At 66.8% G+C, this 23,394-nt stretch carries 25 protein-coding genes; 13 read left to right on the top strand and 12 right to left on the bottom strand.

The window, feature by feature from the left end; all coding sequences use genetic code 11:
• Positions 1-8: 8 nt before the first annotated feature.
• Genes ACOI2T_RS01705 through wzm form a run of 4 tightly spaced genes read left to right on the top strand, consistent with a single transcriptional unit; the run spans position 9 to position 3,045 of the window.
• Positions 9-530, top strand: a complete 522-nt coding sequence (locus ACOI2T_RS01705; RefSeq protein WP_409502385.1) for a bacterial proteasome activator family protein — start codon at positions 9-11, stop codon at positions 528-530.
• 7 nt (positions 531-537) lie between these two features.
• Positions 538-1,332: a galactan export ABC transporter ATP-binding subunit Wzt/RfbE gene (gene wzt / locus ACOI2T_RS01700; RefSeq protein ID WP_067851490.1), complete on the top strand. Its 795-nt coding sequence runs from the start codon at positions 538-540 to the stop codon at positions 1,330-1,332.
• Positions 1,325-2,218, top strand: coding sequence for a galactofuranosyltransferase GlfT1 (gene glfT1 / locus ACOI2T_RS01695; protein ID WP_409502384.1), 894 nt, complete (start codon positions 1,325-1,327; stop codon positions 2,216-2,218). Before wzt ends, glfT1 begins: the two co-directional genes overlap by 8 nt.
• Complete coding sequence (gene wzm / locus ACOI2T_RS01690) at positions 2,215-3,045, top strand: galactan export ABC transporter permease subunit Wzm/RfbD (protein ID WP_067851485.1); 831 nt, start codon at positions 2,215-2,217, stop codon at positions 3,043-3,045. Before glfT1 ends, wzm begins: the two co-directional genes overlap by 4 nt.
• On the opposite strand, the gene ACOI2T_RS01685 is transcribed toward wzm, so the two are convergent.
• Entirely contained in the window at positions 3,033-3,443 is a 411-nt protein-coding gene (locus ACOI2T_RS01685) for a pyridoxamine 5'-phosphate oxidase family protein (RefSeq protein WP_409502383.1), read from the bottom strand. The genes wzm and ACOI2T_RS01685 overlap by 13 nt on opposite strands.
• 25 nt (positions 3,444-3,468) lie before the next feature.
• Complete coding sequence (locus ACOI2T_RS01680; RefSeq protein WP_409502734.1) at positions 3,469-4,722, bottom strand: HNH endonuclease; 1,254 nt, start codon at positions 4,720-4,722, stop codon at positions 3,469-3,471.
• Between the two features lie 91 nt (positions 4,723-4,813).
• Between ACOI2T_RS01680 and ACOI2T_RS01675 the strand changes: the two genes are divergently transcribed.
• A complete protein-coding gene (locus tag ACOI2T_RS01675; RefSeq protein ID WP_421874006.1) occupies positions 4,814-6,091 on the top strand; it encodes an integrase core domain-containing protein in 1,278 nt (425 codons plus the stop codon).
• Between the two features lie 138 nt (positions 6,092-6,229).
• Here the strand turns inward: ACOI2T_RS01675 and ACOI2T_RS01670 are convergent, their stop codons facing one another.
• Positions 6,230-6,760 (bottom strand): P-loop nucleotide/nucleoside kinase family protein, encoded by a 531-nt coding sequence (locus tag ACOI2T_RS01670; RefSeq protein ID WP_409504218.1) that lies wholly within the window; start codon positions 6,758-6,760, stop codon positions 6,230-6,232.
• A gap of 64 nt (positions 6,761-6,824) precedes the next feature.
• On the opposite strand from ACOI2T_RS01670, the gene ACOI2T_RS01665 reads away from it, so the two are divergent.
• Entirely contained in the window at positions 6,825-7,166 is a 342-nt protein-coding gene (locus ACOI2T_RS01665; RefSeq protein WP_067851479.1) for a TFIIB-type zinc ribbon-containing protein, read from the top strand.
• Here the strand turns inward: ACOI2T_RS01665 and ACOI2T_RS01660 are convergent.
• Together ACOI2T_RS01660 and ACOI2T_RS01655 are read right to left on the bottom strand one after the other, a co-directional pair.
• Entirely contained in the window at positions 7,124-7,900 is a 777-nt protein-coding gene (locus ACOI2T_RS01660) for an aminoglycoside phosphotransferase family protein (protein WP_409504217.1), read from the bottom strand. The genes ACOI2T_RS01665 and ACOI2T_RS01660 overlap by 43 nt on opposite strands.
• An 18-nt stretch (positions 7,901-7,918) precedes the next feature.
• Positions 7,919-8,389 carry a carboxymuconolactone decarboxylase family protein gene (locus ACOI2T_RS01655; RefSeq protein ID WP_409504216.1) on the bottom strand — a complete coding sequence of 157 codons (471 nt, stop codon included), beginning with the start codon at positions 8,387-8,389 and terminating at the stop codon, positions 7,919-7,921.
• Between the two features lie 49 nt (positions 8,390-8,438).
• Here ACOI2T_RS01655 and pdxR point away from each other — a divergent pair, with 49 nt between their 5' ends.
• Complete coding sequence (pdxR, locus tag ACOI2T_RS01650) at positions 8,439-9,851, top strand: MocR-like pyridoxine biosynthesis transcription factor PdxR (protein ID WP_409504215.1); 1,413 nt, start codon at positions 8,439-8,441, stop codon at positions 9,849-9,851.
• Here the strand turns inward: pdxR and ACOI2T_RS01645 are convergent.
• The gene (locus ACOI2T_RS01645) at positions 9,848-10,474 is read right to left on the bottom strand and encodes a trimeric intracellular cation channel family protein (RefSeq protein ID WP_409504214.1); all 627 of its coding nucleotides are present in this window, start codon (positions 10,472-10,474) and stop codon (positions 9,848-9,850) included. The two genes, pdxR and ACOI2T_RS01645, sit on opposite strands and share 4 nt — an antisense overlap.
• A gap of 33 nt (positions 10,475-10,507) precedes the next feature.
• On the opposite strand from ACOI2T_RS01645, the gene ACOI2T_RS01640 reads away from it, so the two are divergent.
• Complete coding sequence (locus ACOI2T_RS01640) at positions 10,508-10,921, top strand: GtrA family protein (protein ID WP_085144521.1); 414 nt, start codon at positions 10,508-10,510, stop codon at positions 10,919-10,921.
• On the opposite strand, the gene ACOI2T_RS01635 is transcribed toward ACOI2T_RS01640, so the two are convergent.
• From ACOI2T_RS01635 to ACOI2T_RS01610, 6 genes are all read right to left on the bottom strand, one after another.
• A complete protein-coding gene (locus tag ACOI2T_RS01635) occupies positions 10,902-11,543 on the bottom strand; it encodes a 3-oxoacid CoA-transferase subunit B (protein ID WP_067859997.1) in 642 nt (213 codons plus the stop codon). The two genes, ACOI2T_RS01640 and ACOI2T_RS01635, sit on opposite strands and share 20 nt — an antisense overlap.
• Positions 11,540-12,313, bottom strand: coding sequence for a CoA transferase subunit A (locus ACOI2T_RS01630; RefSeq protein WP_409504213.1), 774 nt, complete (start codon positions 12,311-12,313; stop codon positions 11,540-11,542). The genes ACOI2T_RS01635 and ACOI2T_RS01630 overlap by 4 nt, the downstream gene beginning before the upstream one ends.
• A 1-nt stretch (position 12,314) precedes the next feature.
• On the bottom strand, positions 12,315-13,241 hold the full coding sequence (locus ACOI2T_RS01625) for a beta-keto acid cleavage family enzyme (RefSeq protein ID WP_409504212.1): 927 nt from the start codon (positions 13,239-13,241) through the stop codon (positions 12,315-12,317).
• A 25-nt stretch (positions 13,242-13,266) separates the two neighbouring features.
• Positions 13,267-14,280 (bottom strand): ketopantoate reductase family protein, encoded by a 1,014-nt coding sequence (locus ACOI2T_RS01620; RefSeq protein WP_409504211.1) that lies wholly within the window; start codon positions 14,278-14,280, stop codon positions 13,267-13,269.
• Positions 14,277-15,575, bottom strand: coding sequence for an MFS transporter (locus ACOI2T_RS01615; RefSeq protein ID WP_409504210.1), 1,299 nt, complete (start codon positions 15,573-15,575; stop codon positions 14,277-14,279). Before ACOI2T_RS01615 ends, ACOI2T_RS01620 begins: the two co-directional genes overlap by 4 nt.
• Positions 15,576-15,653: 78 nt before the next feature.
• A complete protein-coding gene (locus tag ACOI2T_RS01610; protein ID WP_067860006.1) occupies positions 15,654-16,685 on the bottom strand; it encodes a LacI family DNA-binding transcriptional regulator in 1,032 nt (343 codons plus the stop codon).
• 221 nt (positions 16,686-16,906) lie between these two features.
• Between ACOI2T_RS01610 and ACOI2T_RS01605 the strand changes: the two genes are divergently transcribed.
• The 5 genes from ACOI2T_RS01605 to katG all read left to right on the top strand — a co-directional run bounded on the left by ACOI2T_RS01605 (position 16,907) and on the right by katG (position 23,337).
• On the top strand, positions 16,907-17,806 hold the full coding sequence (locus tag ACOI2T_RS01605; RefSeq protein ID WP_409504209.1) for an SMP-30/gluconolactonase/LRE family protein: 900 nt from the start codon (positions 16,907-16,909) through the stop codon (positions 17,804-17,806).
• 24 nt (positions 17,807-17,830) lie between these two features.
• Complete coding sequence (locus ACOI2T_RS01600) at positions 17,831-19,168, top strand: MFS transporter (protein WP_409504208.1); 1,338 nt, start codon at positions 17,831-17,833, stop codon at positions 19,166-19,168.
• Between the two features lie 41 nt (positions 19,169-19,209).
• The gene (locus ACOI2T_RS01595; RefSeq protein WP_085144529.1) at positions 19,210-20,592 is read left to right on the top strand and encodes a decaprenylphosphoryl-beta-D-ribose oxidase; all 1,383 of its coding nucleotides are present in this window, start codon (positions 19,210-19,212) and stop codon (positions 20,590-20,592) included.
• A 100-nt stretch (positions 20,593-20,692) separates the two neighbouring features.
• Positions 20,693-21,097, top strand: a complete 405-nt coding sequence (locus tag ACOI2T_RS01590) for a Fur family transcriptional regulator (protein ID WP_067855108.1) — start codon at positions 20,693-20,695, stop codon at positions 21,095-21,097.
• Between the two features lie 35 nt (positions 21,098-21,132).
• Positions 21,133-23,337 carry a catalase/peroxidase HPI gene (katG, locus tag ACOI2T_RS01585; RefSeq protein ID WP_409504207.1) on the top strand — a complete coding sequence of 735 codons (2,205 nt, stop codon included), beginning with the start codon at positions 21,133-21,135 and terminating at the stop codon, positions 23,335-23,337.
• Positions 23,338-23,394 lie beyond the last annotated feature (57 nt).

Genomic DNA, 23,394 nt, shown 5'->3' with positions numbered 1-23,394 from the left:
GGAAGGCCATGACCATCAATCCGGACGACGACAACATCGAGATCCTGACCAGCGGGGCCGGCGACAACGAGGCCGAGGCCGACGCCGACGGCAAGTCGCTGACCGACCTCGTCGAACAACCGGCGAAGGTCATGCGCATCGGAACGATGATCAAGCAGCTGCTGGAGGAGGTGCGCGCCGCTCCGCTCGACGACGCGAGCCGCAACCGGCTGCGGGAGATCCACCGCACCAGCATCAGCGAGCTGGAGGACGGACTGGCACCCGAGCTGCGCGAGGAACTGGAGCGGCTGACGCTGCCGTTCACCGACGACAACACTCCGTCCGATGCCGAGCTGCGCATCGCGCAAGCCCAGCTGGTCGGGTGGCTGGAGGGCTTGTTCCACGGCATCCAGACCGCGCTGTTCGCCCAGCAGATGGCGGCCCGCGCACAGCTCGAGCAGATGCGCCAGGGAGCGCTCCCACCCGGACTGCAGGCCCCGGGTGTCCAGCGCGGCGGCCCGTCACACCCTGGCACCGGGCAGTACCTGTAGGTCACCGGTGTCTGATCCACACATCTCCACGCGCGATGCGTGGGTGGAGTTTCCCATCTTCGACGCCAAGTCGCGGTCGCTGAAGAAGGCGTTCCTGGGCAAGGCCGGCGGCGCGATCGGGCGCAACGAGTCCAACGTCGTCGTCATCGAGGCGCTGCGCGACATCACGATGTCGTTGGAGATGGGCGACCGCGTCGGGCTCGTCGGGCACAACGGCGCGGGCAAGTCCACGCTGCTGCGGCTGCTGTCGGGCATCTACGAACCGACGCGCGGCTCGGCGACCGTGACCGGCCGGGTGGCACCGGTTTTCGACCTCGGCGTCGGGATGGACCCGGAGATTTCCGGCTTCGAGAACATCATCATCCGCGGCTTGTTCCTCGGGCAGACCCGCAAGCAGATGTTGGCCAGAGTCGACGAGATCGCCGACTTCACCGAACTCGGCGACTACCTCTCGATGCCGCTGCGCACGTACTCGGCCGGCATGCGGGTGCGATTGGCGCTGGGGGTGGTGACCAGCATCGACCCGGAGATCCTCCTGCTCGACGAAGGCATCGGCGCGGTCGACGCCGAGTTCCTCAAAAAGGCTCAGACCCGCTTGCAGGATCTGGTCGAGCGGTCCGGAATCCTGGTGTTCGCAAGCCATTCCAATGAATTTCTGGCCCGGTTGTGCAAGACGGCGATGTGGATCGACCATGGCACCATCAAGATGACCGGTGGGATCGAGGACGTCGTACGCGCCTATGAGGGCGACGACGCCGCGCGGCATGTGCGTGAGGTGCTCGAGGAAACCGCGCGTGGCTGATCTGGTGTGCGCGGTGGTGGTGACCCACCGGCGTCGCGAACTGCTGGCCAAATCGCTCGATGCGATGGTGACGCAGGACCGCGCACCCGACCACCTGATCGTCGTCGACAACGACAATGATCCGGCGGTGCGCGACCTGGTGACCGGCCAGCCCATCCCGTCGACGTATCTCGGCTCGCGCCGAAACCTCGGTGGGGCAGGCGGTTTCGCGCTGGGCATGTTGCACGCGCTGACGTTGGGGGCCGATTGGATCTGGCTTGCCGACGACGACGGCAGGCCCGCCGACGCCACGGTGCTGGGGACCCTGCTGGCATGCGCCGAGCAGCACAGCCTGGCCGAGGTGTCACCGATGGTGTGCAACCTCGACGATCCTGAGCGGCTGGCCTTCCCGTTGCGCCGCGGCCTGGTGTGGCGACGCCTGGTCAGCGAGTTGCGAACCGAAGGAAGCGGTGATCTGTTGCCCGGCATCGCGTCGTTGTTCAACGGCGCGTTGTTCCGGGCCGCCACCGTGGACGCCGTCGGCGTCCCGGACCTGCGACTGTTCGTGCGCGGCGACGAAGTGGAACTGCACCGCAGGCTCGTCCGCTCCGGGCTTCCGTTCGGAACGTGTTTGACCGCAAGCTATTTGCATCCATGCGGCACCGACGAGTTCAAACCCATCCTCGGCGGGCGCATGCACACGCAGTATCCGGACGACGAGACCAAGCGCTTCTTCACCTACCGCAACCGTGGCTATCTGTTGTCCCAGCCGGGGCTGCGCAAACTCCTGCCGCAGGAGTGGGTGCGGTTCGGCTGGTACTTTCTGGTGTCACGCCGCGACCCTGCGGGTCTGCGCGAATGGATCCGCTTGCGGCGGTTGGGCAGACGCGAAAGGTTTCAGCGATGACGTTCACCGACGCCGCGGCGCAGTCAAGGACCTTTGCCCGCGCCCGCCGCGACCTGGTCGAAGGGTTCGGCAAACGCGAGCTGTGGCTGCATCTGGGCTGGCAGGACATCAAGCAGCGCTACCGGCGCAGCGTGCTCGGGCCGTTCTGGATCACCATCGCGACCGGTGCCACCGCCGTCGCGATGGGCGTCCTGTACTCGAAGCTGTTCAAGCTGGAACTCGCCGAGCACCTGCCCTACGTGACGCTCGGACTGATCGTCTGGAACCTGATCAACGCGTCCATCCTCGAGGGCGCCGAGGTGTTCATCGCCAACGAAGGCTTGATCAAACAGTTGCCGACGCCGCTGTCGGTTCACGTGTACCGGCTCGTGTGGCGGCAGATGATCCTGTTCGGCCACAACATCATCATCTTCGTGGTCATCGCGATCATCTATCCGAAACCGTGGAAATGGACCGATCTGGCGGTCATTCCGGCCCTCGGTCTGATCGTGCTGAACTGCGTGTGGGTGTCGTTGTGCTTCGGCATTCTCGCCACGCGCTACCGCGACATCGGCCCGCTGCTGGCCTCGCTCGTGCAGCTGCTGTTCTTCATGACGCCGATCATCTGGAACGAGGCCACGCTGCAACAGCAGGGCGCGGGATCGTGGGCCAAGATCGTCGAACTCAACCCGCTGCTGCACTATCTCGACATCGTGCGGGCCCCGCTTCTGGGTGCCGATCAGGAACTCCACCATTGGCTGGTCGTGCTCACGCTGACCGTCGTCGGCTGGATCCTCGCGGCGTTCGCCATGCGGCAGTACCGCGCGCGCGTGCCTTATTGGGTCTGATCCGACCCGAAGGTGAAGTAGCGGCCCGAGATCTCTTTCGGCGTGATCCGCACGAACCGGCGCTTCTCGGTGGCGGTCCACGGCAGCAGCTGAGCGCGCTCGGCGGCCGCGATGTCTTCGGGCGATTCGAGTAGCTCGGACGTGCCGCGCACGATCACACTCCAACCGTTGATGATGTTGTGGTCATCGGCCTCGAACAGGACGCGGTCACTCATCACGGCGGTGATCAGCTTCGTGCCCTCCGCCGTACGGAACAACACCGTGCGCCGTTGCACCACGAAATTGACCGGGAAGATCTCCAGCCGGGTGCCGATCGTGGTGACGAACCGCCCGAGCGCGACGCTTGCGAGCAGACGCCAGCTTTCGTCCTCAGAGAGCACCGACACCGGGCTGGCCATGCACCCAACCCTAACTTCGCCGCGGCTAGGCGGCGTGGGGCCTGGCGAATTCGATCGCCAACATGAGTTCGGTTGGGCACTCGAACTCTTCGCGCGCGCCGGGCAGCGGCGGTGCGGTGGAACGGTAGACCGCACCGGTCGGCGTCACGAAAAAGGCGGTGTGTACCCCGTTTTCATCGAAGGTGTGTACCTGCCACCCCGCCGATTCCTTGGTGTAGTTGCAGCGCTCACACAATCCTTCGCCGTTGGCCGCGCTCGTCGCACCACCGCGGGCGCTGGGCTCGGCGTGGTCGGTGTGGCGGATGGGCGCATCGCAGTACGGCGTGCGGCAGGTGTCATCACGCAACGCGATGAAATCGGCCAATCCCTTGGGGAACAACCGCGCCCGCGACTCCATCGCCACCAACGCACCCGAGCTCGGATGCCGATACAGCCGCTGCAACGTCGCCTTCGACCGCTCATCGCCGACCGCGTCGGCCACCAACTTGCGGGCCACTTCCGCGGGCACCGGACCATAGCCACTGATATGGGCAGGCACCGGTGAACGGCCCAACAACGTCTCGTCGGTGATCACGAGTTTCACCGCGACCGGTTCAGCCACATCCGCCGGTCGGCCGGTGACGCGTTCGTAGACGGTGTCGGCCATGATCTGGCCGCGGGAGCGCTCGTCGTAGGTGGTGTCGGCGGCGTTTTTGCAGGCGGCGTAGACCGCGACGGCTCGGTCGACGGGCAACAGCACCGTCACATACGCCATGGTGTCGGGGGCCGGGCGGATCCACACGCCGCGGTCGGCGGCGGCCTTGGCCGCCCGTTCGACGACCGCCGCGGCATCCAGGCGCACCGCGATCTTGCGGGCCTCGGCCTTGACCCGACTGTTGCCCCAGCCCTGCAGCCGTGTCGTATCGGCGCACAGTTCGCCATCCAACCGGCGCCGGTCCTCCACCTCCAGGCAGGCCGATTCCCGCACGATCAGGGTGGCCCGCCATTCCGAGAGCATCCCCGCTTCCAGCGCGGCCAGGGTGTGGGGCATCTCGTGGACGAGTGCTTTGGCCAGCCCGAGATACTGGTCGCCTTTCTTGGGTGCCTCGCGCCGCGCCAACGCGACCTCGGCGGCCAAACCTTTGCCGCGTTTGGCGGCCGGCACTCCGTCGGCGGCTTCGCGGACGCGGCGCTTGGCATCCCACAACGCCGTCGCGCGGGCCTGGGCGGCCGCCAGCGCCGGTTTCAGCAGTTCGTACTTCTCGACCAGGGCGCGCAGCTCGTGCTCCGACGCTGTTATGTCTCAGGACATCGGTGACAGTTCTGCATCAGGACATCGGTGACAGTTCGGGTCGTCTTGGTGGTGACACTTCTGCCTTGAGGCTCGGGCGGTGGCTGTCAATGAACCTATCGATCCTCGTGTCCGCCTCGCGATCTCGCAGTGGCCCGATGATGCACCCCGCGGCGCGGTATCGACGTTCTGCGCCGAACACGGCATCTCTCGAAAGTCGTTCTACGAGTTACGCAAACGCGTCAAGACCGACGGGCCGGCCGCCGTACTCGAGCCCAGAACCCGACGGCCGAAGTCGAGCCCGTCGGCGCTGACCGATGAGGTCAAACAACAAGCCGTGGCGGTGCGGGCCGCCCTGGAAGCTTCCGGCCTTGACCACGGGCCGATCAGCGTCCATGACAAGATGGGTGCGCTCGGCCTGGGTCCAGTGCCCTCGGTCGCATCGCTGGCCCGGATTTTCCGCCGGGAAGGTGTGGCCAAGGCCGAGCCGAAGAAGAAGCCCCGCTCGGCGTGGCGGCGGTTCGTCTATCCAGCCCCGAACGCTTGCTGGCAGCTCGACGCCACCGGGTACGTGCTCACCGGTGGACGCCAGTGTGTGATCTTCCAACTCATCGATGACCACTCCCGCTACGCCGTCGCCTCCCATGTGGCCTGCAGCGAAACGGCCGAGGCTGCGATCGCGGTGTTCGACAAAGCTGTCGCCGCCCATGGTGTGCCGCAAAGGCTGTTGTCGGACAACGGAATCACGCTCAACCCTTCACGGCGCGGATACCTGGGCAAGCTTGTCGAACACGTCTCGAGGCTGGGTGTCGAGGCGATCACCGGCAAGCCCTACAAGCCGACCACCCAGGGCAAGAACGAACGCTTCCACCAGACCTTGTTCCGCTACCTGGACAAGCAACCGCTGGCTAACACGCTGGCCGAACTGCAAGCCCAAGTCGATGCGTTCGACGACATCTACAACACCGAACGCCCCCATCAGGGGCTGCCCGGGCGCGTGACACCCCGCACGGCTTGGGAGTCCACGGCGAAGGTACCGGCCCCACGCCCCAAACACGATCTGCCCTGGTTCGTCCCACTCGCCCCGAAGCCCAAGCGGCCAGCACCGCAGCCACAGGACCTGCCCGCCGGGACCCACATCATGACGCTGAGTACCGCCGGCACGGTCAGACTCGCCGGCGTCACCTACAAGGTCGACGGACGACTGGCCTGCCAACAAGTCCTGGTCGTCACCAACGCCGAGAGCATCATCGTGGCCGACCTGGACGGCGAAGTCCTCATCGAGCACACCCGACCCCAAGCCGGAGTGAAATACGTCGGCAACGGACGCCCCCGCGGCCAACGCCCGAAGAGTGATGAAACGTCACCGATGTCCTGACACATCAACTGTCACCGATGTCCTGATGCAGAACTGTCACCGATGTCCTGAGACATCACACTCGTGCTCCGACGCCCCCGGATCGATATCGAACAAACTTTCGAACACATAGACGACACTACCCGCACCCACCGACAACTACCGTGCGCGTGCCGCCGCGACGATGTCGTCCACCGCCGCTTCGGCGCCGGATGCGGTGTCGACGCGGAGCACCGGTGTGCTCCACGGTTCGTATCTCCGGCTCAGGACCTGCTCCCACGTGGGAACGACGAGTCCGTCCAGATCCGACGTCCGCCTCTCGACTCGCTCGCGGTGCAGATCCGTGTCGCTACAGACGATCTCGATGTCGATGGCGACCGCATCGGCTGCTCCGGCGACATCGGCCCAGGCCCGCCGCGTGACACCGAGCGGGTTCACGCTGTCGGCGACGACGTCGTGCCCGGCCCGCAACAGATCGGACGCGACGCTGTACGCCACTTGGTAACCCGCATCGGGTGCGTTGTCCCAGCCGCCCGCCGCGGCGACGAGTCCGGACCGGACCATCGCGGCCTCGATCGTGTCGATACGCAGATGCACCGCACCCAGACGTTCGCCGACGCGGCGAGCCACGGTCGTCTTCCCGACCCCGGGAAGCCCCGAGAGCACCACAAGTACCCGACTCTCGCTCATCAGCCGCATAGTAGGGCCAAAAAGTTCACAGGCACTTCACAGCGGCTTCGGTCGTTATGGCGATATGAGCATCCCGCCATATGAGCCCCCGAAGACCCCTCCGACACACGGGGTGGGTAACAACCTGCTGTGCCCGAAGTGCGCCGGGGTCATGAAGACCTATGAACGCAACGGCATCCACCTCGAGCAGTGCGACACGTGCCGTGGCATCTTCCTGGACTTCGGCGAGCTCGAGGCGCTGACCCAGATGGAGAACCGGTTCGTGCAGTCCGCACCCCCGCCGCCACCGCCCCACTCCGGCTACGGCCAGAGTTACGGACACGCGAACTACGGGCCGGGCTGGGGCCATCGCGGCAACAAGCACTACCGCAAGCAGGGCTTCGGCCGGCTGTTCTTCTCCAGCTGAGGCATCCGCGCACAGGCCGCCGACAACATCTCGTCTTCGGGATCGTTCGCGGCGGCCTGGATGACGGCGGCGCGGGCGAAAGGTTCCAGCACCGGCCACGGGTCACCCGACGGCAGTGCTGGGCCGTCTGCCGCCCGGTAGGCGTCGACGAACGCGCCCCAGTCGGCGTCGGGAATCAGGCCCGCGGCCCAGAACCCGGCCGGGCGGGCCAGGTCCCACGCCGGATCGCCGACGCCGAGATCGTCGACATCGATGAGTTGCCATGGGCCCGGCGCACGGCGGCCCAGCTGGCCGAGATGGAAGTCGCCGTGTACGAGCGTGCGCGGGCGGTCGGCCGAACCGGCCCGCCATGCTTGATCGGGCAGACCGGCCGCGGCGCGCCCGATCATGTCGTATCCGCGGGCCCGAGCTACCGCGCGCCGCAGGCGAGCCGGCCAGCCGTGGGCGGGGAGCCTGGGCGCGAACGACGCGTTGTGCAGCCGCGCCAGCAGCTGCGCGATATCGGCCCACGGAACCGAATCCGGCTCTTCGGCAAGGGTTTCCATGAGCGGCCAGCGGGTTCGCCACCGGTCACCGACCCGTTCCGGCGTGAGCGACAGCGGGGTCACGAAGACGTCGAGCCCGCGGGCGACGTGCAGCCGGGCGGCCAGCGTCCGCGGGTCGGTACCCGGCCGGTGCAGCTTGTGCACGACAGCACCGTGCACGGTGATCTGCGCACCGGACCGGGTCTGCACCCCTTCAGTTTCCCAGCGTCAGCGCCGCGGCGGTGCCGTCTTCACCGCGGCGTTGATGCGGTTCCACGCGTTGATGGTCACCGCCATCGAGATGACCTGGCCGAGTTCACGTTCGGTGAAGGCGGCGGCGGCCCTGGCGTAAACCTCGTCGGAGACCGGGCCGTGGCTCAGGTCCGTCATGGCTTCGGTCAGCGCGAGTGCGGCCTGCTCTTGCTCGGTGAACAGGTCACCGGCCTCTTCCCACGCGGCGATGAGCGCGAGCCGCTGTTCGGTTTCGCCGTGCTGACGGGCGTCGTGGGTGTGCATGTCGAGGCAGAAGGCACAGCGGTTGAGCTGCGAGGCGCGGATCTTGATGAGCTCGGCGATGGTGGGGTCGATGTCCTTGGCCGATGCGTTGGACAGCGTCATCATGGCGTCGTAGAGCTCGGGTGAAGCCTTGTAGATCTTGAGCCGGTCGGTGGTCTTGGTGGGTTCGAGTGTTTGCGTCATGCCATAAACGCTAGCCACCAAAGTCCCGTCTAGATGGTTCAATCTATGGGTGAATTCGCAGTCCAATTCTGGCAGTCGGGACTTGCATCTCGAGCTGCGCACGGTCATCGAACCGGGCAGCCGGACCGCACGGGAACAGCTGATCCAGGCGCTGCGGGACGGTATCCGGTCCGGCCGGCTGGCCACCGGCACCGTGCTGCCGCCGTCGCGCACCCTGGCCGCCGATCTCGGGCTGGCCCGCAACACCGTCGCCGAGGCGTACGCCGAACTCGTCGCGGAAGGCTGGCTGGCCTCGCGGCAAGGCGCAGGCACCTGGGTCGCCAGATCCGCGGTGACGCCGCCGGCACGGCGGCCGCGGCGCACGACGATCGTTCCCAAGCACAACCTGATGCCCGGTTCGCCGGACGTCGCGGAGTTTCCGCGCACCGCGTGGCTGGCCTCGACGCGACGCGCGCTGTTGAACGCCCCGGTGTCCGCGCTGCGGATGGGTGATCCGCGCGGGCATGCCGAACTGCGGGAGGCGCTCGCCGAATACCTCGGCCGGGTCAGAGGTGTGCGCACGACACCCGAATCGATCGTCATCTGCGCCGGTGTGCGCGACGGCGTCGAACTGCTCGGCAAAGTGTTCGGGACAACCCGTCCGATCGCCGTGGAAGCATACGGGCTCTTCATCTTTCGCGACGCGTGGGCCGCGATGGGCATCGGGACCACGCCCATCGGGATCGACGAACAAGGTGCGGTGGTCGGCGATCTCGACGGGCTCGACACCCCGGCCGCACTGCTCACTCCGGCCCACCAGAGCCCGTTCGGCATGGCCCTGCATCCGGCGCGCCGCACGGCCGCCGTCGAGTGGGCGCGGCGCACCGGCGGCTACGTGATCGACGACGACTACGACGGCGAGTTCCGCTACGACCGCCAGCCGATCGGTGCCCTGCAGGCGCTCGATCCCGAACGGGTCATCTATCTGGGCTCGGCCAGCAAGGCCATGGCCCAGACGCTGCGCGTCGGTTGGATGGTTCTCCCCGAGGCGCTCATCGATCCGGTGATCGCGGCGGCCGGCGGACAGCAGTACCACGTCAACGCGATCACGTCGCTCACGCTGGCCGATTTCATCGGCACCGGCGGCTACGACCGCCACGTCCGGCGCATGCGCAACCGGTACCGACGCAGGCGGGACGCGCTGGTCGCCGCACTGGACGGGTTCGACGTCGGTATCGGCGGCCTGGCCGCCGGCGTGAACATGCTCCTGACCCTGCCCGACGGCGCCGAGCCCGAGGTGCTGCACCGGGCAGGCGAGGCGGGCATCGCGTTGAACGGGCTCGCGATCATGCGCCACCCCATGGCCGACCCGGCAATGCCCAATCCGGACGGGGTGCTCGTGGGCATCGGCGGGCCTGCCGAACACGCCTTCGGGCCCGCGGTCGACGCGCTCGTGGGCGTGCTCGCCGAGGTGTTGCGCTAGGTCTCGCCGCGCACGATCAGATCGGCGGGCCCCGTCGGCAACCGCCAGTGGAACACCAGACCGGCCAGCCGCAGCACGGTCGCGAGCACGGTGCCCACGACCAGACCCACCCACTGCGGGCCGAGATAGTCGATGGCGGCGTAGGCCGCCGCACCGAGCATCGCCGGAACGGCGTACAGCTCGTCGGGACCGAGCAGCATCGGCACCTCGCGCGCGAGTACGTCGCGGATGATGCCGCCGCCGATCGCGGTGGTCATGCCGATCAGCGCCGCCGCGAACCAGCTCGCGCCGTGATCCACCGCGATGGCCGCACCCGACGTCGCGAAGAAGCCCATGCCGATGGCGTCGAGCGTGAGCACGCTGCGCCTCATCCGGATGAACAGCCGCGCGGTCAACGTGGCCACCGCCGTGGCCACCAGGGCCACCGTGACGTTGGGCCAGTGCTGGATCGACGTCGGCGGGCTGATGTTGAGGAACAGGTCACGCACCACGCCGCCGCCGACGCCCGTCATGATCCCGAGCGCCGCAATGCCGAACAGGTCGAAGCCCTTGCGGATCGCGACCATCGCGCCCGACGACGCGAACACGGCGATACCGAGATAGTTGAGCACCATCTGCAACACACCCGCACGGTAGGCCCTCGCTAAGCTGCCCGAGTGGCCGACACCGCACCAACGACCCCGCGCCTGAGTCTGACGACGCAGGCGTTCCGGTTCATCGTCACCGGCGGATTGTCGGCGATCGTCGACTTCGGCCTGTATGTGGCGCTGCTCGCGACGGGCATGCACGTCAACATCGCCAAGACGCTGAGCTTCATCGCGGGCACCACCACGGCCTACCTGATCAACCGGCGCTGGACGTTCCAGGCGCCGCCCAGCAAGGCCCGGTTCATCGCGGTGTGCGTGCTGTACGCGCTGACCTACGCGGTGCAGGTCGGGATCAACTACGTGTTCTACATGGCCTGGGACGAGAAGCCGTGGCGCGTGCCCGTCGCATTCGTCATCGCCCAGGGCACCGCGACGGTCATCAACTTCGTGGTGCAGCGCGCGGTCATCTTCCGGCTGCGCTGAGCAGCGGCGGCTCGGTCTTGTCGCGGACCTCGGCCTCGGTGACACCGGGCGCGAGTTCGACGAGTTCGAGCCCGGCGGGAGTGACGTCGAGCACCGCGAGATCGGTGATGATGCGTTCGACGACGCCACGTCCCGTGTACGGCAGCGAGCACTCGTTGACGATCTTGTAGCTGCCGTCCCTGGCGATGTGTTCCATGAGCACGATGACGCGCCGGGCGCCGTGCACGAGGTCCATCGCACCGCCCATGCCCTTGACCATCTTTCCGGGGATCATCCAGTTCGCGATGTCGCCGGACGCCGAGACCTGCATGGCGCCGAGGATCGCGGCGTCGATCTTGCGCGCCCGGATCATGCCGAACGAGGTCGACGAGTCGAAGAACGACGCGCCGGGACGGACGGTGACGGTCTCCTTGCCCGCGTTGATCAGGTCGGGGCTCTCGTCGCCGTCTAGCGGATAGGCGCCGACGCCGAGGATCCCGTTCTCGCTCTGTAGGGACAGTTCGACATCGTCCGGGACGAACCCGGGCACCAGCGTGGGCAGTCCGATGCCGAGGTTGACGTACGAGCCGTCGGTCAGCTCGGCGGCTGCGCGGGCAGCCATCTGATCGCGTGTCCAGCTCATGCTGTCGTCCTCACGGTGCGCTTCTCGATTCGCTTGTCGGCGGCCTGCTCCGGGGTCAGCGCCACGACACGGTGCACGAACACCCCGGGGGTGTGGATGTCGTTGGGGTCGATCTCGCCGGGTTCGACGAGTTCTTCGACCTCGGCGATCGTGGTCTGCCCGCACATGGCCGCGAGTGGGTTGAAATTCCTTGCCGCGTCGCGATACACGAGATTGCCGTACCGGTCGCCCTTCCAGGCGCGGACAAGCGCGTAATCGCACGCGATCGATTCCTCGAGGATGTACTCGCGGCCGTCGAAGACCCGGGTCTCCTTGGCCGGCGACGCGACCGCGACCGTGCCGTCGGGCGCGTACCGCCACGGCAGCCCGCCGTCGGCGATCTGGGTGCCGACACCGGTCGCGGTGTAGAACGCGGGAATTCCGCTGCCGCCGGCGCGCATTCGCTCGGCGAGGGTGCCCTGCGGGGTCAGTTCGACTTCGAGTTCACCGGACAGGTACTGACGGGCGAACTCCTTGTTCTCGCCGACGTAGGAGGCCACCGTGCGCCGGATCCGGCCGGCCGCCAGCAGTATTCCCAGCCCCCAGTCGTCGACCCCGCAGTTGTTGGAGACGACTTCGAGATCGTCGGCCCCGTGCTCGAGCAGCGCTCCGATCAGGACAGCGGGTATGCCGCACAATCCGAAGCCACCGACGGCGAGCGACGCCCCGCTGGGGATGTCGGCAACCGCGCGTGCGGCACTGTCGACGACCTTGTCGAGTCCACGTCGCATCTCAGAACGCAACTGCCCCAGCACCTTTCAGACCGAGATACTGGCGCGCCTCATCCGGGGTGGCGGGTGTGCGATCGAACAGCGCGGCAAGTTGCGCGACCTTCTGCACGAGCTCCGCGTTCGACGACGCGTTCTCGGTCCTGGTGACCCGCAGGTTGTCCTCGAGTCCGACCCGCACGTTGCCGCCGAGGGTCAACGACAGGGCGGCCAGGCTGAACTCGCCGCGATACCCAACCCCGGCGGCCGACCAGGTGAACGAGTCCCTGCCGAAGACCCGCTCGGCGGTGCGCAACATGTGGATGAGCTGATCGGGTTCGGCGGCGTTGGCACCGAGCACACCGAGCACGAACTGCAGGTTGAACGGCGGCTCCAGCACGCCGTCCTTGACGAGCTGCTCGAGGTTGTAGATATGGCCGACGTCGTACACCTCGATCTCGGGGCGCGTCTGCGCCTGGCGCATCTGCTCGGCCATGTAGGTCATGTCTGCGAAGGTGTTCTTGAAGATGTAATCGGTTGTGCCTTCGAGGTATTCGCGTTCCCAGTCGGCGAACGGCAGATCGCGCGACGCGACCGGGAACAGCCCGAAGTTGAAGCTGCCTGCGTTGAACGTCGCCATCTCGGGACGGAACTTGAGGACCGAGGCCCGCTCTTCGACGGTCATGCCGCGACCTCCGCCGGTGGTCGGCTGGATGACGGCGTCGGTGTTCTTCTTCAGCTCAGTGAGCGCCCGCTCGAACAGATCGAGATCGGCGACCGGGCGTCCGGTCGCTTCCTCCCGCACGTGGACATGCAGAACGGACGCGCCGGCCTCGGCCGCCTTGACGCCCTCTTCGACGATCTGATCGACGGTGATCGGAATGGCCTTGCTCTGGGCGGGCACGGTCATGCCGCCGGTCAGCGCGCAGGTGATGATGACCTTGTCGTTCACGGTCTTACTCCTTCATTGGTTGGGTTCAGGCGGGGACTTCGGCGAGCGCTTCGAGCGTGGCCCGGCCCGGGGCCCGGCTCCCGCGCTCGCAGTCGTGCACGAGCTCGACGATGCGGGCGTTCAACGGGCTTGTGACACCGGCCTTCTGAGCTGTCGAGCACACCCCGCCGTTGATGACGTCGACCTCGGTGATCGCACCGCGTTCGAGGTCTTGCAGCATCGAGGCCTTGGTCGCGCCGAGCCGGTCCATCAGGATGCCCAGTGCGGCGTCGGCACGTTCGAGATCCGCCCCGGACCGGACGACGAGCCGATCCGGCTGCACACCGACGATCTCGTCGAGCTCGATGCCGGCCGCGTCGGCGACGTCGTAGGCCTCGGTCCACAGCCGGTAGGCGAGCTCGCGGCCGAGCGGCTCGGCCACGACCTCGCGGTACAGCATTCCGCTGACCGCCCCGAGCCCGGAGAACGTGCTGTTGAGCAAAAGCTTCGTCCAGATCTGGCCGACGATGCGCGACGAGATGCGTACCTCGGCCGCGGCCGAGAGGATGTCGCGCAGCTTCTCGATCCGTTGGCTGTCGCTGCCGTCGGCCTCGCCGATCACGAACGGTGCGACGGTGGTCTGCGCGAGGTGGCCGGGGCCCAGATTGGTCGCGCCCCACTCGGTGATGCCGATGACCAGCCGGTCCGGGCCGACGATCTGCTCGACGCTGTTCTGCACCAACCCGTTTCCGAGTGACACATAGGTGTCCACCAGGTCACCGGCGACCAGCGGCGGCAGCGCGACGTCGAGGTAGGGCGCCTTGAGGGTGACCAACGCATAGGAGAATCGACCCGGCAGGTCGGCGGGTTGGTCGACCGCGGTGATCGGGACGATCGACGTCTCGCCGAGCTCGTCGAACCGAAGCCCCGGCGAGTTCATCAACCGGACGTGTTCGGTGTTGGCGTCGAGCACCACTACGTCGTGTCCGGCGCGCGCGAGATGGGCCGCGGTGACACCGCCGATGGCGCCCGCGCCCACGACGAGGATTCGGTCGGTCATGCTGTTACCTCTTTCTCTGTGGTCTTCACCGGGGCGTCCTGAATCTTGAGGCTCAGGCTCACGACGGCTCCGATGAAGACGAGTGCGATGACGAACCACAGCCCGGCCGAGGGGTTGTCGGTCGCCGATTCGAGCAGCCCCATCACGAACGGCCCGACGAAACCGCCGAGGATGCCGAGGGTGTTCACGAGCGCCAGGCCGCCGGCCAGCGCCGCGCCTGCCAATCTGGAGGCCGGGACCGCGAACAGAATCGACTGGACGACAAAGAAAGTCGATGCCGCGACGCAGAACCCGACGAGTGCAAGAGCCGGCCCGGCGACCGCCCCGACCGTGAAGCCGATGACCATCGCGGCCATGCCGCCGAACAGCATCGTGCGGGAACGTCGCCCATCGGTCGCGTAGCGCGGCAACACGAGCGTGCCGATCGCGGCCGCGACCCACGGCAGCGCGGTGAGCAGACCGATCGTGAGGTCGGTCATCTCACCCCATTCGCCGATGATCCCGGGCAGGAAGTAGGTGAGGCTGTATACCGCGATCTGGTGGGTGAAGTAGACCGCGATGACCAAGAGGATCTGCTTGTCGCGGAACACCCCGGCGAACGAGTGGGTGCCCGAGGCCTGGGCGCCCTCCTGCTGCTCGCGGGCCAGCCGCGCGGTGAGCTCGCGGGCCTGTTGCGGGTCAAGCCATTTCGCGTCCTGCGGGCCGTTCGGCAGGAATTTGTACACGACGAACGCGAGTGCGACGGCGGGCAGGCCTTCGATGACGAACATCCACTGCCACCCGTGCCAGCCGAGCACGCCGTCCATGCCGAGCAGGGCACCGCCGATGGGCGCGCCCATGATGTTCGCGAGGCAGACCGCGACCAGGAAGGCACCGTTGGCCCGGGCCCGCTGCTCGCGCCCGAACCAGTACGTGAGGTAGAGCATCACGCCGGGAAACAGCCCGGCCTCGGCCATCCCGAGTAGCACCCGAAGGATATAGAAGGACACCGGTCCCTGGACGAAAGCCATGGCCGCCGACAGCAGGCCCCACGTCACCATGATCCGGGTGATCCACAGCCGGGCCCCGACGCGGTGCATGATGAGGTTGCTCGGCACCTCGCACAGCGAATAGGCCAGGAAGAACAGCCCGGCACCCAAACCGTATGCGGCCGCGGAGAGTCCGAGGTCTGCTTCGAGGTGGTTCTTGGCCAGACCGATGTTGGTTCGGTCGATGAACACGATGATGTAGGCCGCGATCAACAGCGGCATCAGCTTGCGGAAGATGAGCTTGTTCAGCTCGGTGTCCGTGCCCATGGCAAAGCCCCTTCTGCAGGGTGTCGAAAGGTAGTCCCGTGGGCGGTATTGCCCAGGGATCGCGGTGTTTTGGTTGTGTCAGGCGGCGGCGGCGCGGTTACGCGGGCAACCGCAGGTGGTGCCGATGCGGAGTTGGTGTGCGCGAAGAACCGATTGGAACGAGCCTCCGGCACCGTCGATGCGGCGGGTCAGGAGTTCGATTGCCTGCTCGGCCATTTCGCGGCGTGGTTGGTTGACCGTGGTGAGTTCGACGAGCGGAGACGTGCCGGGATACAGGCCGTCGAAACCGGTGACCGCGACGTCCTCGCCCACGTTGATCGCGTGCGCGCGAAGCGCGCTGATCGCGCCGAGAGCGATGGCGTCGCTGCCGCACACGATCACGTGTGGGATGGCTTTACGTGCGAGCACCTGCTCGACGGCGACGTAGCCACCGCGTTCGCTGAGATAGGTGCTGATGCGGTGCGAGGCGATGCTGCGGATCCCATGCGATTCGGCGGTGTGGACGAATCCTTCTTCCCTGGCGGCCGATGCGCTCGACGTACGGGGCCCGACGATCGTCACGATGTCGCGGTAGCCATGGCCCACAACGTGTTCCATCATCTCCGAGGCCGCGGCCCGGTCGTCGATCCCGACGAAGTCGGCGTCGATGCGCTCGATTCGCCGCGACAGCTGCACGAGTGGGATATGCGCACTGCGCAGCGCGCGGATGACGTCGCCGTCGTCGGGATGCAGCACGGTGAACACCACGCCGTCGACGTGGCGGGCGATCATGGCGTCCACCACCGAACGCAAGGTATCCGGATCTTCCTGGGTGTGGGCGAGGAACACCTCATAGCCACGGGCCCGGGCGGCGTCGATCGTGCCCGCCGCGATCTCGGTGTAGAAGGGATTGGCGATGTCGGTCAGGACCAGCCCGATGACCCGGGTCTGATGAGAGCGCAGCCGATCGGCACGTGCGCTGGAGATGTGCCCGAGCTCCTCGGCGACCTCCAGGATCCGCGCACGGGTCTGCTCGGAGACGCCGCTGCGGCCGTTCATCACATAAGAGACGGTTGCCGGCGAGACGCCGACCGCCCGCGCGACATCGGCCGCCGATACGCGTGCCCTCACCGGTTCACCTCCTCCACCGTGGTTGGTGCCCCGACGTTAAGTGTGACCCAAATCGTTAAGCAACGTTAAGTTGACCCGGCCCGCACCGGGGCGGCCGGAGTGCTGAATCGCGCGGTGAACGCCTCCGGATGAGTGCTGCCGACCACTGCCGATCGGGGTCCATGCCCAAGATCACAACTTAACGTTGCTGAACATCCGGATGCGCTCCTAGCGTTCCCCCAATGTCTGACCGCCACGCCACACCCACGATCGACGTCGTCGTCGATCTCAAGACCACCCTGGGCGAGGGACCGCTGTGGGACTGCGAGCAGCAATTGCTGTACTGGATCGACAGCGCGGACGGCCGCATCTTCCGCTCGACCGCGGACGGCTCGCAGATCCGAGCTTGGGACGTCGGTCAGAAGATCGGCTCGATGGCGCTGTGCCGCGACGGCGCGCACGCGATCGTCGCCCTCGCGAACGGGCTCCACAAGCTCGATCTGGCGGACGGCACCCTCACGGAATTGATCGACCCGGAAGCCGACCTGCCGAACAACCGGCTCAACGACGGCAAGGTCGACAAGCGCGGGCGCTTCGTGTTCGGGTCGATGGACACCCTGGAGGAATCCGCAAGCGGCAAGCTCTACAGCTACCGCCCGGACGGCTCACTCGCGGTGCTCGACGAGGGGATCACCGTGTCGAACGGTCCGTGCTGGAGCCCCGATGGCGAAACGCTGTACTTCTGCGACACCTGGACCGGTGAGATCTGGGCCTACGATTACGACCTCGACACCGGGGCGGTGGCCAACCGCCGCACGTTCGCCCGGGTCGACACGAGCTCGGGTGGCGCGGCCGACGGCGCGACGGTCGACGCCGACGGTTACCTGTGGCAGGCACTGGTCTACGGCGGCAAGATCATTCGGTACGCGCCGGACGGATCGATCGACCGCGTCATCGACTTTCCGGTCCGCAAACCCACGAGCGTCATGTTCGGCGGAGCCGATCTCGACGTCCTCTACGTGACGTCCATGGCACGCCCGCCGCTGCCGCGCTTCCCCGGCGACGGCCAGCTCCGTGGATCCCTGTTCGCGATCCGCGGCCTCGGAGTCCACGGCATTCCCGAAACCCGCTTCGGCGCATAGTCATCCACCCTCAAGGACGCACCCATGAAAGTTGCCTCGCCCCGCGGCTCCCTGCGCAACACGCACAAGTATTCGTGGATCTCGCTCGCCGTGTGCTGGCTGATCTGGATCCTCAACGCCTACGACCGCGAGATCATCCTGCGGCTCGGGCCCACGATCTCCGAGCAGTTCCACTTCAGCCCGGACGCGTGGGGTGCGATCGCGTCGCTCATCATGATTTCGCTTGCCGTGCTGGCGATCCCGGGTTCGACGCTCAGCGACAAATACGGCGGCGGGTGGAAACGCGCCCGCTTCCAGGTGCCGCTCGTAATCGGTTACACCGCACTCTCGTTCGTGTCGGGCCTGAAGGCCGTCAGCTCACATGCGGTCGCCTTCATCGCGCTGCGCGTCGGCGTCAACCTGGGCGCCGGGTGGGGTGAGCCGGTGGGCGTCAGCAACACCGCCGAATGGTGGCCCAAGGAGCGCCGCGGATTCGCACTCGGCGTGCACCACACGGGCTACCCCGTCGGATCACTGCTGAGCGGACTGTCCGCGGCCGTCGTGATCGCGGTTTTCGGCGCCTCCAACTGGTCCTACACCCTGTTTCTCGGCCTGATCGTCGCCGTCCCGCTCATGATCTTCTGGGGCCGGTACTCGACCGCAGATCGCATCGCCACGCTGTACGAGGACATCGCCGACAAGGGCCTCACCCCGCCCGAGGGCGACCTCGACCGGGCGGCCGGCGGGAAGGGCTTGATCTCGGCCTGTTTCCGGAACCGGTGCATAAATCTCACGGCGCTCACAACGCTGCTCACCCAGATCGTCTACATGGGCATCAACGTGGTGCTTCCGGCCTACCTCTACAACGTCGTCGGGCTCTCACTCGCCGAATCGGCAGGTCTCAGTGTCGTCTTCGCGTTCACCGGGATCCTCGGCCAGATTCTGTGGCCGACGCTGTCGGATGTGATCGGGCGCAAGACCACCATCATGGTCTGCGGCATCTGGATGGCGATCAGCGTGGCGTGCTTCTATTTCGCCACGTCGTCGCTGCTCGTCGTGGTCATCCAGTTGGCCTTCGGCTTGGTCGCAAACGCGGTGTGGCCCATCTACTACGCGGCGGCCTCCGACGCCGCACCGGAAGGTGCCGTCTCGACCGCGAACGGCATCATCACCACCGCCATGTTCATCGGCGGCGGCATCGCGCCACTGCTCATGGGGCGGCTGATCTCGCTGGGCGGCGGCTGGACCGCACACGGCGGCTACATCGTCTGCTTCTTCGTGATGTCGGCATGTGCGCTGGCAGGCGTGCTGCTCCAGCTGTTCCTGCGCCCGACGGAGTCGCCGGAGAACACGCAGGACGAGCAGTTGACCGCGTCCCCTTAGGTATCGGGGACGCGACCGTCGACGCGGTACGCTTCGGGACGATGGCAACGACCGAGTTTCCGACCACCACCAAGCGCTTGATGGGCTGGGGGCGCACCGCGCCGACCTATGCGCACGTGCTGTCGACCAGTGACCCCGAGGTCATCATCAAGGCCGTCGTGGCCGCGGCCGAAGAGGGTGGCCGTGGCGTGATCGCGCGTGGCCTCGGCCGCTCGTACGGAGACAACGCACAAAACGGTGGCGGCCTCGTCATCGACATGGCCGCGCTCAACCGCATCCACTCGATCGACTCGGGCACCAGGCTGGTCGACGTCGACGGTGGGGTGAACCTCGACCAGCTGATGAAAGCCGCGCTCCCCCACGGGTTGTGGGTGCCGGTACTGCCGGGCACGCGCCAGGTCACGATCGGCGGTGCGATCGGCTGCGACATCCACGGCAAGAACCACCACAGCGCGGGCAGCTTCGGCAACCACGTGCGCTCGATGGAGTTGCTGACCGCCAACGGCGAGGTGCTGCACCTGACACCGGATGGCGACAACGCCGACATCTTCTGGGCGACGGTGGGCGGCAACGGCCTCACCGGCATCATCCTGCGCGCGACGATCGAGATGACGCCCACCGAGACGGCCTATTTCATCGCCGACGGCGACGTGACGAAGACGCTCGACGAGACCATCGCGTTCCACAGCGACGGCAGCGAGTCCAATTACACGTACTCGAGCGCGTGGTTCGACGCGATCAGCAAGCCGCCCAAACTGGGCCGGGCCGCGATCTCCCGCGGCTCGCTGGCCAAGCTCGACCAACTGCCGCCCAAGCTGCAGAAGGATCCGCTGAAATTCGATGCGCCGCAATTACTTACCCTGCCCGACATCTTCCCGAACGGGCTCGCCAACAAGTTCACGTTCATGCCGATCGGCGAGTTGTGGTACCGCAAGTCGGGCACATACCGCAACAAGGTGCAGAACCTGACGCAGTTCTATCACCCGCTCGACATGTTCGGGGAGTGGAATCGCGCCTACGGCTCCGCCGGATTCGGCCAGTACCAGTTCGTGGTGCCCACCGAGGCCGTCGAAGAGTTCAAGGGCATCATCTACGACATCCAGCGTTCGGGGCACTACTCGTTCCTCAACGTCTTCAAGCTGTTCGGTCCCGGCAATCAGGCACCGCTGAGCTTCCCGATCCCGGGCTGGAACGTGTGCGTGGACTTCCCGATCAAGGCCGGGCTCAACGAGTTCCTCAACGATCTCGACAAGCGCGTCCTGGAGTTCGGCGGGCGCCTCTACACGGCCAAGGATTCGCGCACCACGGCTGAGACGTTCCACGCCATGTATCCGCGCATCGACGAGTGGATCGCGGTGCGGCGCAAAGTGGACCCCGACGGCGTCTTCGTGTCCGACATGGCGCGCCGGCTGGAGCTGCTCTAGCCCCTGACCTGCAGCGGAAGCGTCGAGAACTTTATTCTTGACTAATTCCAGAAAAGCAGTAAGACTTCTGTTCGTGGCCACGACTACGGACTTCCAGCACATGCTGCGGAGAGCCGACATGCGCGTGACCAGACCCCGGGTGGCGGTTCTCGGTGCGGTGCACACGCACCCGCACGCCGACACGGACACGATCATCCGTGCCGTACGAGAAGAGTTGCCCGATGTGTCGCACCAGGCCGTGTACGACTCGCTGCACGCGTTGACCGCAGCGCGTCTGGTGCGGCGCATCCAGCCGTCGGGCTCCGTGGCTCGCTACGAGTCACGAGTCGGCGACAACCACCATCACGTCGTGTGCCGATCGTGCGGTGCCATCGCCGACGTCGACTGTGCGGTCGGGGCAGCCCCTTGCCTGACCGCGTCCGACGACCACGGCTTCTCGATCGACGAAGCCGAGGTCGTCTACTGGGGCCTGTGCCCCGAATGCTCCACCGCGCCAAATAGTTAACACCCCTTAACCGACAGCCCCGGAAAGGATTTGTCATGGCCGAAGCCGAAACACACCCTCCGATTGGTGAAGCCCAAACCGAGCCCGCCGCAGGCTGCCCCATGCGCATCAAGCCGCCCGTCGAGGGTGGCAGCAACCGGGATTGGTGGCCCAATGCGGTCAACCTGAAGATCCTGCAGAAGGATCCCGAGGCCATCGACCCGATGGACGAGGGGTATGACTACCGCGAAGCGGTCCAGACGCTCGACTTCGAGCAGTTCCAAAAGGATTTCGATGAGCTGCTGACCAACTCCCAGGAGTGGTGGCCCGCCGACTTCGGTCACTACGGCCCGCTGTTCGTCCGGATGTCGTGGCACGCCGCGGGCACCTACCGCGTCGAGGACGGCCGCGGCGGCGGCGGCAAGGGCATGCAGCGCTTCGCGCCGCTCAACAGCTGGCCCGACAACGTGAGCCTCGACAAGGCCCGCCGCCTGCTCTGGCCGCTCAAGAAGAAGTACGGCAAGAAGATCTCGTGGTCCGACCTGATCGTCTACGCGGGCAACCGGGCGATGGAGCACATGGGCTTCAAGACGGCCGGTTTCGCGTTCGGCCGCCCGGATTACTGGGAGCCCGAGGAGGACATCTACTGGGGCGCCGAGCACGAGTGGCTGGGCTCGCAGGAGCGCTACGCCGGCGCCAACGGTGACCGCACCAAGCTGGAGAACCCGCTCGGTGCCAGCCACATGGGTCTGATCTACGTCAACCCCGAAGGCCCGGAAGGCAATCCGGATCCGGTGGCCGCGGCGATCGACATCCGCGAGACGTTCGGCCGCATGGCGATGAACGACATCGAGACCGCCGCGTTGATCGTCGGCGGCCACACCTTCGGCAAGACGCACGGTGCCACCGAGGTCGAGAACGGCCCGGAGCCAGAAGCCGCACCGCTTGAGCAGATGGGCCTCGGCTGGGCCAACTCGGGCGTCGGCAACGAGACCGTCAGCAGCGGCCTCGAGGTCACCTGGACGCACACCCCCACCAAGTGGGACAACAGCTTCCTGGAGATCCTCTACAGCAACGAGTGGGAGCTGACCAAGAGCCCCGCGGGCGCCCACCAGTGGAAGCCCAAGGACAACGGCTGGGCCAACTCGGTGCCGATGGCGCAGGGCAGCGGCAAGACCCACCCGTCGATGCTGACCACCGACCTGTCCATGCGGATGGACCCGATCTACGAGAAGATCACCCGCCGCTGGCTGGATCACCCCGAGGAACTCGCCGAGGAATACGCCAAGGCCTGGTTCAAGCTGCTGCACCGTGACATGGGTCCGGTGACCCGCTACCTCGGGCCGCTCGTGCCGAAGCAGACCTGGCAGTGGCAGGACGTCATCCCGGCAGGCAAGCCGCTGTCGGCCGACGACATCGCGAAGCTCAAGAGCGCGATCGCCGAGTCGGGTCTGACTGTGCAGCAACTGGTTTCGACCGCGTGGAAGGCGGCGTCGTCATACCGCCACAGCGACATGCGCGGCGGAGCCAACGGCGGCCGGATCCGGCTGCAGCCGCAGCTCGGCTGGGAGGTCAACGAGTCCGACGAGCTCGCCCAGGTGATCAGCAAGCTGGAGGAGATCCAGGCCGGTGCCGGCGTCGACGTGTCGTTCGCCGACCTGGTGGTGCTCGCGGGCAACGTCGGTATCGAGACGGCGGCCAAGGCGGCCGGCCACGACATCGAGGTGCCGTTCACCCCGGGCCGCGGCGACGCCACCCAGGAGCAGACCGACGTCGAGTCGTTCTCCTACCTGGAGCCCAAGGCCGACGGCTTCCGCAACTACGCGGGCAAGGGTCTGCAGTACCCGGCCGAGTACCACCTCATCGACCGCGCCAACCTGCTCAACCTGACGGCGCCCGAGATGACCGTGCTGCTCGGCGGCCTGCGCGGGCTGGACGTCAACCACGGCGGCACCAAGCTCGGTGTGCTCACCGACCGTCCGGGCCAGTTGACGAACGACTTCTTCGTCAACCTGACCGACATGAGCACCAAGTGGGCACCGTCGCCGGCTGACGACGGCACCTACGTCGGTACCGACCGGGCCAGCGGTGCCCAGAAGTACACGGCCAGCCGCGTCGACCTGCTGTTCGGTTCGAACTCGCAGCTGCGGGCGCTGGCCGAGGTCTACGCCGAGGACGACTCGAAGGACAAGTTCGTCAAGGACTTCGTCGCGGCGTGGGTCAAGGTGATGGACGCCGACCGGTTCGACGTCAAGAAGTAACGCTCGACAAGTGCCTGGACGCCCAGGCCGGCCAGTTGGCCGGTCTGGGCGTTCGGC

The sequence above is a fragment of the Mycolicibacterium wolinskyi str. Jessa 2025 genome (assembly GCF_049241375.1).
GTDB classification, from domain to species: Bacteria; Actinomycetota; Actinomycetes; order Mycobacteriales; family Mycobacteriaceae; genus Mycobacterium; species Mycobacterium wolinskyi.
The sequence above is the reverse complement of the archived record's forward strand: the minus strand, read 5'-3'. Positions and strand labels throughout refer to the sequence as shown.

What these genes read in the sequence shown, in the direction of transcription:
- ACOI2T_RS01705 (WP_409502385.1), top strand. Translation starts at nt 9, where the DNA reads ATGACCATCAATCCGGACGACGACAACATCGAGATCCTGACCAGCGGG.
- wzm (WP_067851485.1), top strand. Translation starts at nt 2,215, where the DNA reads ATGACGTTCACCGACGCCGCGGCGCAGTCAAGGACCTTTGCCCGCGCC.
- ACOI2T_RS01685 (WP_409502383.1), bottom strand. Translation starts at nt 3,443, where the DNA reads ATGGCCAGCCCGGTGTCGGTGCTCTCTGAGGACGAAAGCTGGCGTCTG.
- ACOI2T_RS01670 (WP_409504218.1), bottom strand. Translation starts at nt 6,760, where the DNA reads ATGAGCGAGAGTCGGGTACTTGTGGTGCTCTCGGGGCTTCCCGGGGTC.
- ACOI2T_RS01665 (WP_067851479.1), top strand. Translation starts at nt 6,825, where the DNA reads ATGAGCATCCCGCCATATGAGCCCCCGAAGACCCCTCCGACACACGGG.
- ACOI2T_RS01655 (WP_409504216.1), bottom strand. Translation starts at nt 8,389, where the DNA reads ATGACGCAAACACTCGAACCCACCAAGACCACCGACCGGCTCAAGATC.
- ACOI2T_RS01635 (WP_067859997.1), bottom strand. Translation starts at nt 11,543, where the DNA reads ATGAGCTGGACACGCGATCAGATGGCTGCCCGCGCAGCCGCCGAGCTG.
- ACOI2T_RS01630 (WP_409504213.1), bottom strand. Translation starts at nt 12,313, where the DNA reads ATGCGACGTGGACTCGACAAGGTCGTCGACAGTGCCGCACGCGCGGTT.
- ACOI2T_RS01620 (WP_409504211.1), bottom strand. Translation starts at nt 14,280, where the DNA reads ATGACCGACCGAATCCTCGTCGTGGGCGCGGGCGCCATCGGCGGTGTC.
- ACOI2T_RS01615 (WP_409504210.1), bottom strand. Translation starts at nt 15,575, where the DNA reads ATGGGCACGGACACCGAGCTGAACAAGCTCATCTTCCGCAAGCTGATG.
- ACOI2T_RS01605 (WP_409504209.1), top strand. Translation starts at nt 16,907, where the DNA reads ATGTCTGACCGCCACGCCACACCCACGATCGACGTCGTCGTCGATCTC.
- ACOI2T_RS01600 (WP_409504208.1), top strand. Translation starts at nt 17,831, where the DNA reads ATGAAAGTTGCCTCGCCCCGCGGCTCCCTGCGCAACACGCACAAGTAT.
- ACOI2T_RS01595 (WP_085144529.1), top strand. Translation starts at nt 19,210, where the DNA reads ATGGCAACGACCGAGTTTCCGACCACCACCAAGCGCTTGATGGGCTGG.
- ACOI2T_RS01590 (WP_067855108.1), top strand. Translation starts at nt 20,693, where the DNA reads ATGCTGCGGAGAGCCGACATGCGCGTGACCAGACCCCGGGTGGCGGTT.
- katG (WP_409504207.1), top strand. Translation starts at nt 21,133, where the DNA reads ATGGCCGAAGCCGAAACACACCCTCCGATTGGTGAAGCCCAAACCGAG.